We start from the raw sequence: 17,172 nt of genomic DNA, 5'->3' as shown, positions 1-17,172 counted from the left end.
TTCTGAAAATAGCAAAAAGATTGTGTGTATATTGTACACTTACTATTCTTTTTGTTGCAGCTGTGCCAAAACAAATTTATGGGAGTTGAAAAAAAATATTACAAAATTTTTGTTTATATCATTTGAAGCATTATCTTTGTCATAGGTTTAGGTTGATTGCCTCTTACAAAGAGGTATTTATAAAAGCTTAGCAGGTCGCCCGACCAAATGCTAAGCTTTTTTTGTTTTATAATAATATGCTGTTTTACAGTTGATTATATTACACTTCGGTCCGACCATTTCTTTTCTCTGCATGACCTATTTTTTATTTGATTCGTGTTTTTTACTAAAGTGTTGATGATCTCGCAATACGCTGGATTTATTGGTTTTGAATAATCTGTAAACGAATGCAATAGCTCTGGGCTCTCTGTAAAAGCAAAAAGGCAGTAAGTATAGCTATACGATTGGGAGCTGCCTGAAAGGATGAATGTTTCTTAGCTTCTGAAAAGATGTATTGCGGACATTGAAATTAAAAGAAGGTATTCGAAATTTTTGGATCTGAAGCGTTCTTTTAAAGCGAGGAGTGCCTTGGAACGTGCATAATAGACATTTGATGGGGTAGTGTCCAGTATCTTACAGATTTCTTCAGTATCTAAATCCTCCAAAAAACTCAATTTACATATTTTAGCCTGCTGTTTTGGTAGTTTATTGATTTCGGCCAGTAATAACTCCGTTAGCTCTGTTCTAAATATTTTTTTTAGAATATCGTCCTCGGGTAGGGATAAATTCTGAAGGATATCCAATTCTTCGGTCTGCATTTTAAATCGAGCCGATCTTTTCATATCGATACAGGCATTCTTTGTCGCGATATACAAAAATGCTTTGAGGCTTTCGTAATTGTCCACTTTCTGTCTGTGATTCCAGAGTTTGACAAAGATATCAGATACAATTTCTTCAGCGTCGTTTTTACTGCGTAGATAGGAAAAGGCAAAATAACGTAGCGCATGGCCAAAATGGTCCATGAAAAAGCACAATGCGCTTTCATTACCCTCTTTTAATGCGTTAATATGCGACTCTAGTTGAAGCATGTTTGGTTATCAATATTTTTCTTTCATTGCCCTAAGATGGGCATAATGACCGGTATCATGGTCTTTGTTGTTGTTCAATAGGATATTTACAGGTCCGCCTCCCAACACAGATGCTCATAACGAAGTTACATAAAAAACTTGGGTTGTCATGTTTTCAAGCATGACAACCCAAGTTTTTTAACGGTGAATAAATGAGATCCGGAGAAATTTATTTTTTCACCAGCTTACTGTCTACGATTTCCCATTCTTTTATGTGTGCAGGACGGTGTTCAGTAAGGATAATTTCATCAAAATGACGAAGCAATTCGGGGTGTTTGTTCGCAATATCCTTTTGCTCCCATGGATCTGTTTCTAGATCATACAATTGCCATTTTGCTTTTGGATTATTTTTTAGATCCAGTTTAATTGCCTTCCATTGTCCTTCACGTATGGCAATCTGCCCGCCTTTTTCGGGATATTCAAAGTAAAGGTATCGGTGTTTTTTCTGGTTCTTTTGTCCTAGCCAGGTTGGCAGCAGGGACAGTCCATTGGTCTTACCGGGATCCTGTTGGACCAACTGTCCAAAGGTAGCCATCAGGTCATATTGTGCTGAGATAACAGCCGTCTCGGTGTTTGCTTTGATTGTTTTGGGCCAGCGGACGATCAATGGTACTTTTATTCCCCCTTCAAACACATCCATTTTTAGCCCCCTGAGTGAATCGACGCTCTTGAAAAAGCGGTAGTCTATACCACCATTGAAACCCGTGCCATTGTCGCTGGAAAACAAGATAATGGTATTGTCATCCAGACCCAGGGATTTAATATGTTTCATGATCAGGCCCACTTGGTCATCCAGATAAGTGATCATGCCTGCATAGGTAGCTCTTGGATAAGGCGTTGCCGTGTAGCCATCCTGCCCATAGTAAGGATGGTCATGAAAAAGATCCTTATATCGATCCACATATTCCTGGGGTACCTGTAAGGAAAGATGGGGTAGGGTGTACGGAAGATAGAGGAAGAAAGGACTGTTTCGGTTCTTATCAATAAATGCCAATGCCTTTTCCGTCATAACTTCCGGAGCATATTGTTTGCCACTGAATTGCTCGAAATCTTTGGCAGTTGCTTTGGTGGAGTCGAGTGGAATATGCACAAACTTTTCTTTGTTTTGGAGTGGATATTTTTGCTCGTTTTCCCAGAGATGGCTTGGATAGTAATTGTGGGCCTGCTTTTGGTCGAGGTAACCAAAGAAGTAGTCAAACCCCTGTTTGTTTGGGCTTCCGGTTGTATTTTGCATGCCGAGGCCCCATTTTCCGATGGCGCCAGTATGATAACCAGCTTTTTTAAATAGGTGAGCCATGGTGTAGGTTCCCTCGGGTAGGGGCATTTGTCCACCTTCGAGGCTATCGGCAAACCCGCCCAATTCATAATTACCCCGGATATAGGACTGACCAGCATGTTTACCTGTCAATAACATGCAACGAGCTGGGGCACAAACTGGAGCACTTGTGTAATGATTGATAAAACGAAGTCCCTCCTGCGCCAACTTTTGCAGGTTGGGGGTTTTGATCAGCTGTTGTCCGTAGGGTTCTGTCTCGGCATAGCCCAAGTCATCCGCATAAAAAAAGATGATATTGGGCAGCTTTTTAGCTGCTTGCTTTTGTTGTGCAAAAAGCATCCCCCATCCCAGTAGGATGAGGGTAAGACCTATTCCTTTTTTCATTTTTTCCGTTCTCCTTCCAACAACTGTTTCAACTCATTCACTTTTTCAGGATATTTAGCAGCAACGTTGTTTTTTTCTCCGATATCATTTTTGAGGTCGTACAATTGATCTTCGGGGAGATTTCCGGTTTCAGTATCCGTCAATTTCATATAGGCGGTACCGTCGCTTGGTGCAATATATTTCCAGTCGTCCTTGACAATCGCCAGAGTTTGTGCATGTTGGATTATGCTGCTACGCCCTTTGGGATCTTCGCCGGTTAAGGTTTTCAATAATGCCTTACTGTCTTTTGCTTCATCAGCTTTTAATTTTACGCCTACGAGCTGCGCGCTTGTTGCCAACAGGTCCATTTGACTGATCAATGCATTGGATACCTTACCTTTGGCAACCCCTTGTCCACTGACGATAAAAGGTACACGTGTTCCGCCCTCAAAGATACTATATTTGCCACCTCTGAGCGGTCCTGCAGGCTGGTGTCCATTAAGCTGAGCCACGGCACCATCCACATAGCCGTCATCCAATACCGGACCATTGTCACTGCTGAAAATGATAATGGTGTTTTTGTCCATGCCCAGTAGCTGCAATTGCTGTTGGATCTGTCCGACTGTCCAATCCAATTGAAGAATAGCATCTCCGCGGTAACCGAGCTTACTTTTGCCCCTAAATTGTGTGGCCGGCATACGTGGCACGTGGGGTTCCGTTAAACAGAAGTAGAGGAAGAAAGGCTTATTTTGATGTTGTGAAATAAAATCTTGTGCTTTATGTAGAAAGGTTGTGGAAACTTCTTCGTCTACCCAGCGTGCACGTGTGCCGCCGCTCATGTAACCAATCCGTCCGATACCATTGACAATCGTCTGGTTGTGCCCTTGGCCGGGAGAGGAGTGCATTTTTAGTAATTCGGGATGCTCTTTGCCCGTAGGATCGTTGCCTATTTTCTTCTCATAATCAACAAGGATAGGGTCGTTTGCTTCTGCTGCAACCACTTGATCGTTTTCAAGAAAGACAGTCGGTACACGGTCAGCCGTAGCTGGAAATATAAAAGAGTAGTCAAAACCAACATCATTTGGTCCTGGCTTGACAGCGGTATTCCAGTCTTTTTTGACTTGGTTACCAAGACCCAAGTGCCATTTGCCGACAATTGCTGTTGCGTAGCCTGCATTTTTAAATACTTTTGGCAGGGTAATTTTGTCCGTTGGTACAATCAATTTGGCATCTCCGGGCAAGACGCCTGTACCGGTCTGGCGCCAAGGGTAGGTGCCGGTCATCAATGCAAACCGGGAAGGGGTACAGGTCGCCGAGCTACTATGTGCATTCGTAAATCGGGTGCCGCTCTGGGCTAATTTATCCAAGTTTGGAGTTTCAATCTGTTTGGCTCCATAGCTGCTCACATCACCAAAACCAAGATCATCCGCATAGATATAGATGACGTTGGGTTTATTCAGTTTTTGTGCAAATGAGGTCAGCGGAACTGTCATCGCCAGACTTGAAGAAAGTAGGATCGTAAGAGATAAGGTCTTTTTCATATTGTGCAAATACGTTGATAAGGTGTCGTCTTTTTGTTGACGACACCCAAGATACTATTTTAAATTTGGATTGATATCAATTTCACTTTGGGGGATCGGCCAGTGATTATCCTGGCCTGCTCTAAATGATTTTTTGGTTACATACCAGCGGCTATAACTGTCTCTGCTACTACCTGCTTTCACGCGGATATTTTTGGCATCGGGAAATGCCGCGCCATAGAAATCACCATTTAAAACATCTTTTGCTGTATCCCAACGCAGGAGGTCCCAATAGCGGATACCTTCTAAGGCCAGTTCCACACGTCTTTCATTACGTAATGCTGCCCGGACTGTAGTCGCGTTGGCGACAGCGATAGGAGGCATATTGACGCTGCTGCGTCGGCGGACTGCATTGATGGTTTTATCCAGTAGCTCCGCTGTCAGAGGATCACCATTTTCAAGTTTGGCTTCAAGGTAGCTCAATAACACCTCGGCGTAGCGGATAATAGGAAGATCTGTTCCGGAATTCTGTAAATTGCCGCTAAAATTTTCAGCGTTAAATTTACGAAGACCGTAACCCGTGCGTGTTGCTTGCTTGGTGGTTGTGAGCTGGTCAATGGACAGGGTTGAATCTGGATGCGAGATATAACGGAGGTTTTTGAAACGATCCCCGTTGCTGATGACCGTAAATCCTAATCTCGGATCCCGATTTTGGGTGATATTTTGTGCGTTATATCTGGGATCAGTATAGGAAAAAGCCGTTCCATCCGTAAAGGTATAACTCTCCACTAAGCTTCCCAAAGGACAATGGAGATGCCAACCACCAGCTATTGCTGGAAAGTTATGTTGAAACATACCATTTCCGGCAAGGTCTACAAGATATTGTGTGGCAAAAATGATTTCTTTACTGGATTCATTACTGCCATCAAAAAGACTGGCATAGTTGGGATCAATACTATTTTCATTGGCATTGATGATATTTTCGTAGGTCTTAATTGCTGCGGCGTAAGATTTTTCGGCTAATTGTAGACGCCCCAGAAATGCATAAGCGGCTTGTTTCGTTGCGCGGCCCCGTTCTGCTGCGGGTAATTTGCCATAGCTTGGAAGGTCATTCGCGGCTTCCTCCAACTCGCGTTCGACAAAGTCCACTAGTTCTTGCTTTTTATTTTTCGAGACATGATTAGCTTCGTCAGGTGTCAAGGTTCGGGTTACCAAGGGAGCATCTCCCCAATACTGTGATAGGTAGAAGTATTGGCAGGCGCGAATAAAACGAGCTTCAGCCTTAAAGCGGGCCAAAAGCTCAGGTGAAACAGGCGTTTTGTCCACATGCTCTAAAAAGAAATTTGCACGGGCAATCCGTTTGTAGGAGAGTGTCCAATAGTTGGACAATATACCAATATTGCTGGTGAGTGTACCATCGGACAATTTATTGAATGCTGAATTATCTCCGCGTCGGTCATAGGCGTTGTCGGAGGCAAACTCTAGGTAAAGCAAGCCATGGTAGGACCACCAGTCTGAGGGGCTAAACTCGGCTAAACTATTCATTTGGATTTCGCCTTTGTAAAGACCTGTGATGGCAAGCCGTGCATTGGTCTCGCTGGTCCAGAATGTATCATTGGCAAACTTATCCAGCGGGTTTGTATCCAATTGTTTTTTGCAGCTTATCGTTAGACCGGATGCAAAAAATATACAAAGGACCAGTTTTATATTTTTATAAGTTATACGTTTCATGTTATGGTTATGAATTGATTTAAAAACTAAGATTTACGCCGAACGTGAAATTTCGCATAATCGGATAGTATGCTCCACTTGAATTGATCTCTGGATCCCAACCTTTTCGATAATTGCTGCTTGTAAATAGATTCTCGGCATTTGCATAGATACGTAAACCTGACAATTTCCATTTGGAAACCAGCTGTTTTGGGATAGCATATCCCAACTGTATATTTTTTAAACGCAAGTAGCTCGCATCAAGCATCCAATAGTCTGATAAGAGTGTATTTGGTGTTCCGGTACTTGGCAGCTGTTCGAATCTTGGGTATATGGCATTTCGATCTGGGTTTGCAGTAGTCCATCGGCCATCGGCTTGCCAACGTTGAATATTGCCATTCTGAGTTAATGCAAATCCTGCGTAGTTATTTAATAAACCCTGCACACCACTTACACCCTGGAGTAGGAGACCAAGGTCAAAGCCCTTGTAATTAAATCCAAGATTCATTCCATAGGTATATTTGGGAATACGGGATCCAATAACCGTTCGGTCATAAGTTGCATCGACCTTACCATCAGGGACACCGTCCGGTCCACTGATATCCTTGTACCGGATATCGCCCGGTTGTGATTGTGGATTAATACTTTTTTGATCTGCCCAAGATGCCACATCAGCAGCATCAACAAATAAACCGTCAGTCTGATAGCCATAATAAGCCTGTATCGGATAGCCGATAAACAAATCGGATCCGTTACCAATCATGCCATTGGACTGGTTGATATTGCCAATACCCAAATCGACGACTTTATTCTTGACCGTGGAGAAGTTTAGATTGACATTATAGGAGAACTCATTGATCTTATGTTGATGGCCTAACGTAAATTCCCAGCCAGTATTTCTAAGTTTTCCGGAGTTTTGTATACCAACATCAAAGCCTAATACCTTTGAAATGCTTGAGCTGGGGCTGACTAAAATATCATAAGTAAAACGATTGTAATAGGTGCTGCTAAAGGTCAGTAGATTTTTAAATAATGCGATTTCGAGTCCGGCATCAGCAGTTCGGGTTGATTCCCAGCGTAAGTTTGGATCTACAATCGTCACACGGGCGACCCCAGGCGATATACTATTTCCGAAGGGATAATTGTAACCCGTATTTAAGATGTTTTGGTAGGGATAATTTGATACTACTCTTGAGGTAAGATTTTCCACAATATTCTGATTACCTAAAACACCATAGGAGCCTTTTAATTTCAACTCAGTAATCCAGTCAAATTTATCTTTTATAAAAGTTTCTTCACTGATTAGCCAACCCGCAGCAAGTGAAGGGAAAATAGCATACCGTTTACTTGTGGGAAAGCGGGATGAACCATCGTATCGAATCACACCTTCTAAGAGGTATTTTTTTGCGTAATTGTACTGAACCCGACCAAAGAGCGATTCCAATGCCCATTCGGATGCTGAGCCCGAGTTAAGTTGTCCATCTGGTGAACCAATATTTAATTCTGTAAGCTCATTGCTCGGGAAGTTTTGACGTGAGGCCGACAGTCCTTCACTGTAACCTTTTTCAAAGGAATAACCAGCAAGGATTTTAACGGAATGATCGTTGAATGATTTGCTATAATCGGCTAATGCCTGAAATGTTTTATATGTCGTATATGGGGCGCTCTGTTCTAGTGTAGAAGGAGCAAGTGTAATGGAGCTATTAATGCGCTGTGTTGCACGAAACAACTTGGAACGACCATTGGTTTGGGTATAACCACCAATTGCCGAGAGTGTCAGATCAGAAATTGGATTCCAGTCGAAACGTGCATTCCCAGAGATATCGGATACTTTCTCTTTGTAAAATGATTCGCTTTCAAGAAAAGAGACAGGTGTTCCTTTTAGATTATTTCCAGCTCCCCAATCACCATTGCTCATACGGATCGGAAATGTTGCGGGATAGCGGATAACCTGGGAGATAATATCGGTCATTCGCGAAAAATCAAGCGTTGCTGGTGCAGCGGGTTCATCGGTGTCGGTCTGTATCGCCGATACTCTTGTCGTTAATTTAAGTTTATCACTCAGCTTGGAAATCAGATTAAGTCGAACATTGTATTTATTAAAATTATTTTTAATGACAATACCTTTCTGATTGAGGAACCCGGCAGATAGGGTATACTGTATCTTTTCGGTTGTATTGGAAATATTCAGGTTATGTCCAGTCTGGGCTGCCTGTGATTTAAATGTACTACCAATATAGTCGCTATTGGGGTAATTGTCAGGATCAGATCCATCCTTAAATTTTTGAATTTCTTCTTCGGTATAACCACCGCCACCATTTGTGGTTTCATTGAGCAGGCTAGCATATTCCCATGAATTGACAAACTCAGGAAAGGCTGTTGGTTTTTGAATACCAAAATATCCGCTATAATTAACGGCTAACTTTCCAGCTGTTGACCCTGTTTTTGTGGTGACGAGGATAACACCGTTGGCAGCCCTGGCACCATATATTGCTGCTGATGAGGCATCTTTCAAAACAGAGATGGAGGCTACATCATTGGGGTCGATATCATTGAATGAACTGGTTGGAATACCATCGACCAGTATAAAGGCATCTGTGGTGGCACCAAAAGAGCCTACACCTCTGATCTGTATGCTATTGTTGGCCGCACCGGGTTGCCCCGAACGTTGGATTACCGTTACACCAGGCATCTGTCCTGTTAGTGCCTGCGCAAGTTGGGGAACCGTTCGTTTGGCAAGCTGCTTACCATCAATCTGCGATACCGAACCGATCAATTCCTTCTTTTTCGTAGCGCCATAGCCCACGATTACCACCTCTTCCAAGGCGTCAATCTGTTGATTAAGCGCAATATCAAGATAGATTTGTGTATTTAAGGGAATTTCTTTCTGTTGAAATCCAATCATCTTAACAACAAGTATGGCATTACGGTCATTGACATCCAGCTGAAAATTTCCACTGGCATCTGTTGTGGTCGCTTTGCTTGTTCCTTTGACTGTGATTGTAGCCCCAGAGATTGGTTGCCCCTGGCTGTCATGGACATTGCCCTTTACGGTCCTTGTCTGCAACATAAACGTATAATTTGTTGGACTAATGACAGCGGAACTGTTTGTTTTCACTGCGGTTACGACAAGCATATTGTCTTTGAAACTCCAGCTAACGGGTTTGTTTTTCAACAGTACTGACATCGCTTTGTCTAAAGGCATATTCTTTACATGCCCTTCAATTTTTATTTCGGCGAGTTCCTTACCATTTAACAGAAAGGGAACGCCACTCTGCTTTTGGATAGTTCGCAGAACCTGTATAAGCGATGTTTTGCTTGCATCTATGGTAATAGATTGTGCATATCCAGCTGCTGAGAGTTTGACAACACATGCAAGCGTAAAAAAGGCGCTAAGCTTCATCTTGGTCTTCCATTGTTTGGGTATGTCCATAGCTATAGGTTTTCTATGGACAAGAAATTTAAAATTCATAAATTTGTTGAATTAGGGATATAATCTATTGGTAAACTGATTGAGTGAATCGGTCAAAAATGGAGATCGCTAATGTATTGGCCGATTAATGTTGGAAGCATTTTTCGGCTTTTTTTTAGCGGCTCTGATTAGCTTCGTTAAGTTGGCTTTTTCATCTATATAATTTAGTTTTTGGTTATATAATGGGTTAATTGGATACGATGAGCTTACGAACACCATCTTCTTGGATCAACTCAAACTGGATATTGCTTCTTTTTAAAATTTCCAATACCGCGGATAAACTTTTTGTTCGTTGAATTTCGCCATATAAATAGGTCTCTTTGCTATTATTTTTATAAATAATCTGGAGATCATACCATTGACCAATCGCCAGTAGGGCAGTATGGAGGTCTGTCTCGTTGAAATAGAATTTATTGTCAATCCAGGCAATGTAATTGTGTGGGTCTACGTTTTTTTGTGAAAGGCGTCCCGATGACAGGGTGGCCTGTTGATTGGGTTTGAGCTGTATTTGTTTTCCATTGGCCGATAAATTGATCGAACCTTCGACAAGTGTCGTACTGCTTTTTTGTTTTGAATAGGTGTTGACATTAAATTCGGTACCTGTTACTTCAATTAATTGACCATTGGATTTTACACGGAAGGGAACTTTTTTATTTTTGGCGATTCTAAAATAAGCTTCCCCATCCACTTCAACAAGGCGTTGGTCTTGCGTAAATTGCAAGGGGTATTTGAATGATGTCTTTGCATTGAGAGTAACCTCTGATCCATCTGCCAAGGTAATTTGGAGCATGCTGCCAGCTGCTGTATGTACAGTCGCAATCAAATCTGTATTGGGAGCTGTCGATTGAATAAGACTACCATCGGCATACTTCAAGCCACCAGATGTGACCAATGCGCCCTTTCTATTGTCCAGTTGGATTACTTTTCCGTTCGAAAGCTGTATTTCAGCATGATTATTTGGTAATTCGACATCATGTAGGACGATTCTATTGGTATTGGGCGCCGAAGGCTTCCAAATAAATTGATAGATTAATCCCGCAAGAATAACAGAAAATAGAGCCGCGGCATAAGGCATAAGTCGCCTGATCCTGTTGATACGGATAGGTTTCTCTCGTGCATGGATCGTTGCCAGGGTTTTTGTTTTGAGGCGTTCAGACCAATCTGTAGCATCTGATTCCTCCAGTGAGATCCGCTGTCTCAAATCCCGTACAAGATCTTCTTTTTGCAACAGATCATCAAGATAAGTGCCATGCGCAGGGGATTCGGCCAACCAGGAGGACAACGCATTTTTTTCCGCAGGCGATAAATTGCCCTTTATGCATTTTACAATCAGTTGCTTGATATCTTCTGTTAGCCTCATGGTTTATAATTTTAGATAGATACGTAGTATGGAGAGGAAATCTTAGTGAAAAAAATAATATTTTTTACCACATTGCTCGAATAGGGCAGATCTTGTATGCAGAAAATTAAATATGAGTTCTGTATTGGCGAATGTTTATTGCTGCTTTTTAATTTTTGGAATTATTCGCACCTTTAGAAAAGATTGAAAATTCCAATGACAGAACGCCTTGTAAAATACAGATTTCCAAATATCAAAAGCATAATGATTGGTTTGACCCTTATTATGGGTGCATGTTCAACAGATGGACCCAGCTACCAGCGGGAGGTTCTGGATTTAAAAAATATTGATTTTAGCATGGATGCTGAGCTTTTCTATCGGTCAGCAACACAAAAATCTAATCTTAACGTTGATAGTAAAAAACAATTTGTTGAAGTCTTTAACCTCACAAACGGTTGGTCGACTTTTGAAGTAAAGAAATTTTCCATCAAAGACATCGTAGCTAAATTTGATGAGGTGATTTTTAATCGGGTGAATGCTATCACAGGAAATGATGGGAAATTTAAGCTGGTCAATGCCCAGGCTGAGCTTACAGGTGTTGAATTGAATAATTTGTATAAGGATCTTAATGCAGGTTTTGGTGATCCGATTAAGGTGGATTCTGTTGCTGGTTCGACCTATACACGTATGTATCGTTATACTTGGGAAGGAAAAGAACAGGTGCTTCAGATCGTTTCAATTTTTAATCCAGCGCGACCAGAGCGGCTGGAACAAATTAATGCAAGAATCCCGGACAAGGACTTACGGATTGTCAATGAGCGTCCTAGCATCTCCTTATTTATCTGTAAAAAGTCATCAATGGATGCAATCCTTGACCTGGATCTCGTTGATGGTGACTGGGTAAAGTTTAAATACTAACAGGTCTGAATTAGGGCCGTGGAATAAAATCCATAAGAATGACTGGAACTTCCAGATTAGACCTTAGACAGTATAGCAAACTATTGTTTTGGCTACTTTTTTTGAATTGAAATTTACGTTGTACTCAGCTTTTTACATCTTTATTCTATTTGGGCAGAATAAAGGACATATTCTGTTCCATTGAGTCCAACATACACATATTTATCCAGATCTCCACGATAGGCGACGAACAAAGGGTATTGTCGTATACGCTGGGGATTATTGTAAAACTCTTCGATGGAAGCATAACGCGCTTTGACCAAGATGTCACCTGTTGCTTTATTCTTTATTCCTTTGAGCTGCGTTTGTTCATTGGTAAAATATGTGTAAGGAACTGCTGTGAAGTGGGGATAATAAATTAGCCGAATTCCTGCGTCGATAAATGTCTTATTCTTTTCTCTAAAGTCGGCGATCGACTGATCGTCTGGAAACACAATCTGTCCCGTTTGATTGTCTTTTATCTGTTGAAATAGAGTCGTATCATCTACTTTTTCTATTACATGTTCCCCAGCGTTTTTAAAGAGCTGAATAAGGGTTTCTCCGGTTTTGAAATCGGCTTCATCATATTTGTAAACAGGTTCGCCTTTTTTGTTGATACGGTATCGCTCTCCATTATGCTGAACCCAAGCGTATTCGGCAGATCCATATTTCACAATTTCGGGTTTATTGACATGGAAAACCTGGAAATTAAAATCTTCTTCAAATAATCCTGCGCTTTGATATGCAGGAGCCAGTTTGATGTCAAGAAGACTGTCACAGTAACCATATAGACTATCGTTTACCAGTACTGGAATTAGATCAGGATAGGATAAATTGTTGGAAATAGGCTTAGTTTGCGCATGAATAAAAGCGCTTGACGATGCAAAAAGGAGTATGAAAATGAACTTCATGTGATGTATTTTTTCTAATATATCAAAAATACCATAATATAAATGCCTTTAATATCCATGAAATCAGGGGTTTTTTAGGCGGTAGTTAAGTACAGGAAAAGCACGCTTAACGTACACATTAAGTATCGATCAAGTATTGACTAAGTATTTAAATAATATTGTAATAGAGATCCAGGTGGAGTATTCTAATCATCCTTCAAACTCCTTAATAGATCAATGTGCTTTATATCTTAGAATAAGACAAGCACATTGCTAAGAGCAGACAGCAACATCATGTTATACTACATTAGTATGGGAAATTCCGAATATCAAGGCGGAAGTATATTGAGGCTCGTATCGTAGGGTATTTTATTTGCTCTCTAGTCTCAGTAGATTTGGTAAAATTTCAATTATTTTAGACCAGTATCTTTTTGCTTCCTCCCGTTGATTTTCATCCTTTAGTTGATCAATGTGAATAGAAATTGTCGTTTTATCCCGGTTTTTATTAGGAATAAACCTGATCTGCAAATTCGCGCCTTCCTCGAATCCTGCATGTTTCCACTTTGTACGTATATGTGAATATTCTTTAAAGGTTGAGAAATTTTGATCAACCTCCTCAGACCAATATTTTAATCCCTTTTCCGAAAAAAAAAGATCCCACAGATGTTCTAAATTGGATGGTAGCGTTTTTCTTACACCAAACTGCCAGCCAGAATCTTTCGTTAATCCAATATTTTGTGTCATGTTTTTATTTTTTTGAAGAATTAATTGACATAAATAATTCGCAAAGTGGTTTTAGATTTATGCTAGATACTGGGAAAATAGCGATGTTGGTCGCTTATTTTATCGTTTGTCCAAATTATGAATTTTTCCTGAAAAAAAGATATGATCTTAACCTGTCATGCAAATTGAACGCAAATAAACATTGGATTCATTATCCTTAATACCGCTAAAACAAAAAAAGCTAATCTTGCGATTAGCTTTTCTTTTGTGATCCCGCTGGGATTCGAACCCAGGACCCATACATTAAAAGTGTATTGCTCTACCAGCTGAGCTACGGAATCTTACTTCTTTATTTTTGAACTATTGTTCCTTGTTTGAAGTGATGCAAAGATAGGCTTAATCTCTATTCTACGCAACTATTTAGGTGATAAAAATGCCTTTAATATGTTTAAACCTTCATTTTTAGCGATTTATTTTTTATTCCTAGGATAGAAAATCCCGATCTTCGTCGGATAATTTGGACTTTGGTTCCTGTTCGTCGTCTTCAGATAAATCAAAAAGCGTTGTATTTTCTTGTTGTTTTGCCTTTTTACCACCTTTTAGCAAAAAGGCGAAGAGTACTCCCATCGCAAAAAATGCCAGCAGGAGTTTCCATAACGCTATTTTGCCTGTCGCAAAGAGATCGATATCGATCATTTGTGAATTTTTGACACAAACCAGTGTTACAATAACCGATAGAAATATTAAAAGTATATTGCGCATAATAATGATAAATATATGTCATTAGTAACAGCGAATATAATTAATTATCTATTTTTGTTACTATCAAGCATCTTCTTTTTGTCTACTTCTTATCTATTCCTATTGTTGCCCGATTTAAGCGCAGCGAGTTTAAAATCACGGAAACGGAACTAAAGCTCATGGCGGCAGCAGCAATCATGGGTGATAATAAGATGCCGAAACTTGGGTATAGCAGTCCAGCGGCTAAAGGGATACCTAGAATATTATAGATAAAGGCAAAGCCTAAATTCTCTTTGATATTTCGCAGTAGTTTCTGACTCAGTATTTTGGCTTTAGCGATGCCTATTAGGTCTCCCTGTAATAGGGTGAGGGATGCACTTTGTATTGCTACGTCTGTTCCTGTACCCATGGCGATACCAATATCGGCTTGAGCAAGGGCAGGAGCATCGTTAATCCCATCACCGGCCATTGCCACAATATGTCCCTGTTCTTGTAGCTTATGAATTTCCTGTAATTTATCCTTTGGTAAAGCATTTGCTTTGAAATGTTTGATACCGACCTGCCCAGCGACGGATTTTGCAGTGTGTGCATTGTCTCCCGTAAGCATAATTATATCTACATCGTGCTGAAGCAGGTAGTGTATAGCCTGTTTGGAAGAAGCTTTGATCTGATCAGAGATGCTAAAATAGCCAAGTAAATCACTTCCTTTCGACAGATAGGAAACGGTTTTGCCATTGGATTGGGCTGATTCTACGGCTTTTCGTATCTCCTCTGAGATGGTCACTTGCAGGGATTCCATCAACAATTGATTACCGAGGGCAATTAATTTGCCGTTAATATGCCCCTTGATCCCTTGTCCGGCAACGTTTTCGAACCCTGAAACCTGTTGCTCTATTTCAGTACCGTCCTTTTTAGCCCTTTCAATAATAGCCTGACCAAGGGGATGCGTGCTGTTGCTGTTTAGCGAAGCAGCCAATGCTAATATTTCATTGATACTGCTGAGCGCGCTGGGTTGAATATCATCAACGGTGGGTTTACCTTCGGTTATCGTTCCTGTTTTGTCCGTTAACAGTACATCGACTTTGTTCATTTTTTCTAAGGCACTGGCGTCTTTGATCAATATGCCATTTGTGGCTCCTTTGCCGACACCAACCATAACGGACATCGGGGTGGCCAGGCCAAGGGCACAGGGGCAAGCAACGATAAGAACCGCCAAGGCATTGGCAAAACCATAAGACAGCGAGGGGGTAGGGCCCCAGATCCACCATGCAATGAATGTCAATAATGCGATTACAATCACAATTGGAACAAATATTTCGGAGACTTTATCCGTAAGGCGTTGGATGGGGGCTTTGCTTCTACTGGCATTATTGACCATCTGAATGATCTGAGCCAATAGGGTATCCGAACCAATACGTTCAGCTTTCATGAGGAAACTTCGTTCACCGTTGATGGTACCGGAGCTAACCTTGTCACCTTCCTGTTTTTCGATAGGCAAAGGTTCGCCCGTGAGCATGGATTCATCAATGCTTGTTGTCCCATTTGTGATCTGGCCATCCACGGGGATTTTGTCCCCAGGCTTTACTTTTAGGGTATCACCGATCTTAATCTGATCGACACTAATTTTGACATCAACCCCGTTTTCGACCCGGGTAGCATCAGAGGGGCTGAGTTTAATGAGTTCTTTGATGGCTGAATTGGTTTTGGAATGTGCTTTTGCTTCCATCACCTGCCCCAGGAGAACTAAGGTCAGGATGACGGTAACGGATTCAAAGTATAAAGCAATATAACCGTGGTGATTTTTGAGGTCATCTGGGAACAACTGTGGAAAAAACAGACCGACAAGACTATATACGAAGCCAGCACCAGCGCCAAGGGCAATCAAGCTGAACATATTCAGACGCCAGGTTTTAAAAGAGAGCCAACCACGTTGGAAAAAAGACCAACACGTGTAGAAGACAACCGGAAGGGATAAAAACAATTGTATCCAGCCCGACCAAGCCGGAGGAACGACTTTCCCGATTGGATTACCGGGAAGCATTTCTCCCATGGACAGTATAAATATCGGAACTGTGAACAAGATAGATAGCCATAGTTTCATCCGGAGGTCTTTATAGGTTCTATCATCTTCAACGTCACTGCCCCCAGCGATAGGGACGAGATCCATACCACAGATCGGGCAGCTTCCGGGATGATCCTGTACAATTTCGGGATGCATCGGACAGCTATATTGTGTGTTGCTATTTAATTCCGGAACTCTCTCCAAATTCATCCCGCAAACTGGGCAGTTGCCCGGTTGATCATAAAGCTTGTCGCCCTCACAGTGCATTGGACAGTAGTATTTTCCCGCTGAACTCACATTCTGCTGCAGGGGTATTGCAGCAATAGGGGCGTGCTGGGCATGCTTTTGTTGGCCGTGGTTATGCTCATGTGGCACTGATTCATCTTGTTGCTGCTGATTGTGCTCTTGTCCATGTTCTTGATGGAGATGTTCGTGTTGATGCGCTAGATGATTGTGCTCCGGCATGATAGATTCATGCTGCTGTTTATTAATAGCTGTGTGTGTTACAGTTGATGGCAGTTGATCTGGGGTCTGTGCATTATGGCTTGCATCGCCGATATTTTCTATTGCTGCGAGATGCATTCCACAAACTGGACAGCGCCCGGGTTGATCGTAGGTTTTATCACCTTCGCAGTGCATGGGGCATTGGTATTTACTTGATTTAAATGGTTTTGATTGTTCACTATGCGGCATATCGTCTACTGGTTTATCGATTTCTTCAATAGAATACCCCCCTAATTGATCTAGGGTTTCCTGTAGTTGTTTTGCCGAAATTCCTTTTGACGATTCTATTGTCAGTAATGGTGGGTCTAATGTAACTTTAGCCTGAATTTCAGGAAGTTGATTGATCGTATTTTCAATTATTGTTCTACACCCGTCGCAGGACATGCCTGAAAGTTTATATTGGTATTGCATAGCATTTTGTTATACATTAAATTTAAGGCTTATCACCTGGGTAATGTTATACTTTTACACCGTTTTTTTGTAATATTTCAAATGCTTATATCCGCTCTTTCGAAAAATAATCGATATGG

Annotated in this window: 11 protein-coding genes and 1 tRNA gene; 1 reads left to right on the top strand and 11 read right to left on the bottom strand. The window is 41.3% G+C overall.

The window, feature by feature from the left end; translation table 11 throughout:
* Positions 1 to 473 precede the first annotated feature (473 nt).
* The 6 genes from ACK8HY_RS06945 to ACK8HY_RS06920 form a co-directional block, all read right to left on the bottom strand.
* Positions 474 to 1,067 carry an RNA polymerase sigma factor gene (locus ACK8HY_RS06945; protein WP_416133204.1) on the bottom strand — a complete coding sequence of 198 codons (594 nt, stop codon included), beginning with the start codon at positions 1,065 to 1,067 and terminating at the stop codon, positions 474 to 476.
* Between the two features lie 208 nt (positions 1,068 to 1,275).
* A complete protein-coding gene (locus ACK8HY_RS06940) occupies positions 1,276 to 2,766 on the bottom strand; it encodes an arylsulfatase (protein WP_077432734.1) in 1,491 nt (496 codons plus the stop codon).
* Positions 2,763 to 4,286, bottom strand: coding sequence for a sulfatase-like hydrolase/transferase (locus ACK8HY_RS06935; protein ID WP_416133203.1), 1,524 nt, complete (start codon positions 4,284 to 4,286; stop codon positions 2,763 to 2,765). Before ACK8HY_RS06935 ends, ACK8HY_RS06940 begins: the two co-directional genes overlap by 4 nt.
* Before the next feature lie 54 nt (positions 4,287 to 4,340).
* Positions 4,341 to 5,996, bottom strand: a complete 1,656-nt coding sequence (locus tag ACK8HY_RS06930) for a RagB/SusD family nutrient uptake outer membrane protein (protein ID WP_416133202.1) — start codon at positions 5,994 to 5,996, stop codon at positions 4,341 to 4,343.
* 19 nt (positions 5,997 to 6,015) lie between these two features.
* Positions 6,016 to 9,408, bottom strand: coding sequence for a SusC/RagA family TonB-linked outer membrane protein (locus ACK8HY_RS06925; RefSeq protein WP_416133201.1), 3,393 nt, complete (start codon positions 9,406 to 9,408; stop codon positions 6,016 to 6,018).
* A gap of 226 nt (positions 9,409 to 9,634) precedes the next feature.
* Positions 9,635 to 10,807: a FecR family protein gene (locus tag ACK8HY_RS06920; RefSeq protein WP_077432738.1), complete on the bottom strand. Its 1,173-nt coding sequence runs from the start codon at positions 10,805 to 10,807 to the stop codon at positions 9,635 to 9,637.
* Between the two features lie 195 nt (positions 10,808 to 11,002).
* On the opposite strand from ACK8HY_RS06920, the gene ACK8HY_RS06915 reads away from it, so the two are divergent.
* Entirely contained in the window at positions 11,003 to 11,704 is a 702-nt protein-coding gene (locus tag ACK8HY_RS06915; RefSeq protein ID WP_416133200.1) for a hypothetical protein, read from the top strand.
* Positions 11,705 to 11,844: 140 nt separating this feature from the next.
* Here ACK8HY_RS06915 and ACK8HY_RS06910 read toward each other — a convergent pair whose 3' ends face one another.
* The 5 genes from ACK8HY_RS06910 to ACK8HY_RS06890 form a co-directional block, all read right to left on the bottom strand.
* Positions 11,845 to 12,633, bottom strand: a complete 789-nt coding sequence (locus ACK8HY_RS06910; protein ID WP_416133199.1) for a hypothetical protein — start codon at positions 12,631 to 12,633, stop codon at positions 11,845 to 11,847.
* A 348-nt stretch (positions 12,634 to 12,981) separates the two neighbouring features.
* Positions 12,982 to 13,356 (bottom strand): hypothetical protein, encoded by a 375-nt coding sequence (locus tag ACK8HY_RS06905; RefSeq protein ID WP_416133198.1) that lies wholly within the window; start codon positions 13,354 to 13,356, stop codon positions 12,982 to 12,984.
* A 247-nt stretch (positions 13,357 to 13,603) separates the two neighbouring features.
* A tRNA-Lys gene (locus ACK8HY_RS06900) sits at positions 13,604 to 13,676 on the bottom strand.
* A gap of 142 nt (positions 13,677 to 13,818) precedes the next feature.
* The gene (locus ACK8HY_RS06895) at positions 13,819 to 14,031 is read right to left on the bottom strand and encodes a hypothetical protein (RefSeq protein ID WP_077432742.1); all 213 of its coding nucleotides are present in this window, start codon (positions 14,029 to 14,031) and stop codon (positions 13,819 to 13,821) included.
* A 148-nt stretch (positions 14,032 to 14,179) separates the two neighbouring features.
* Entirely contained in the window at positions 14,180 to 17,053 is a 2,874-nt protein-coding gene (locus ACK8HY_RS06890; RefSeq protein ID WP_416133197.1) for a heavy metal translocating P-type ATPase, read from the bottom strand.
* Positions 17,054 to 17,172: the final 119 nt, after the last annotated feature.

The sequence above is a fragment of the Sphingobacterium sp. NGMCC 1.201703 genome (assembly GCF_047784615.1).
Classification (GTDB): domain Bacteria; phylum Bacteroidota; class Bacteroidia; order Sphingobacteriales; family Sphingobacteriaceae; genus Sphingobacterium.
The sequence above is the reverse complement of the archived record's forward strand: the minus strand, read 5'-3'. Positions and strand labels throughout refer to the sequence as shown.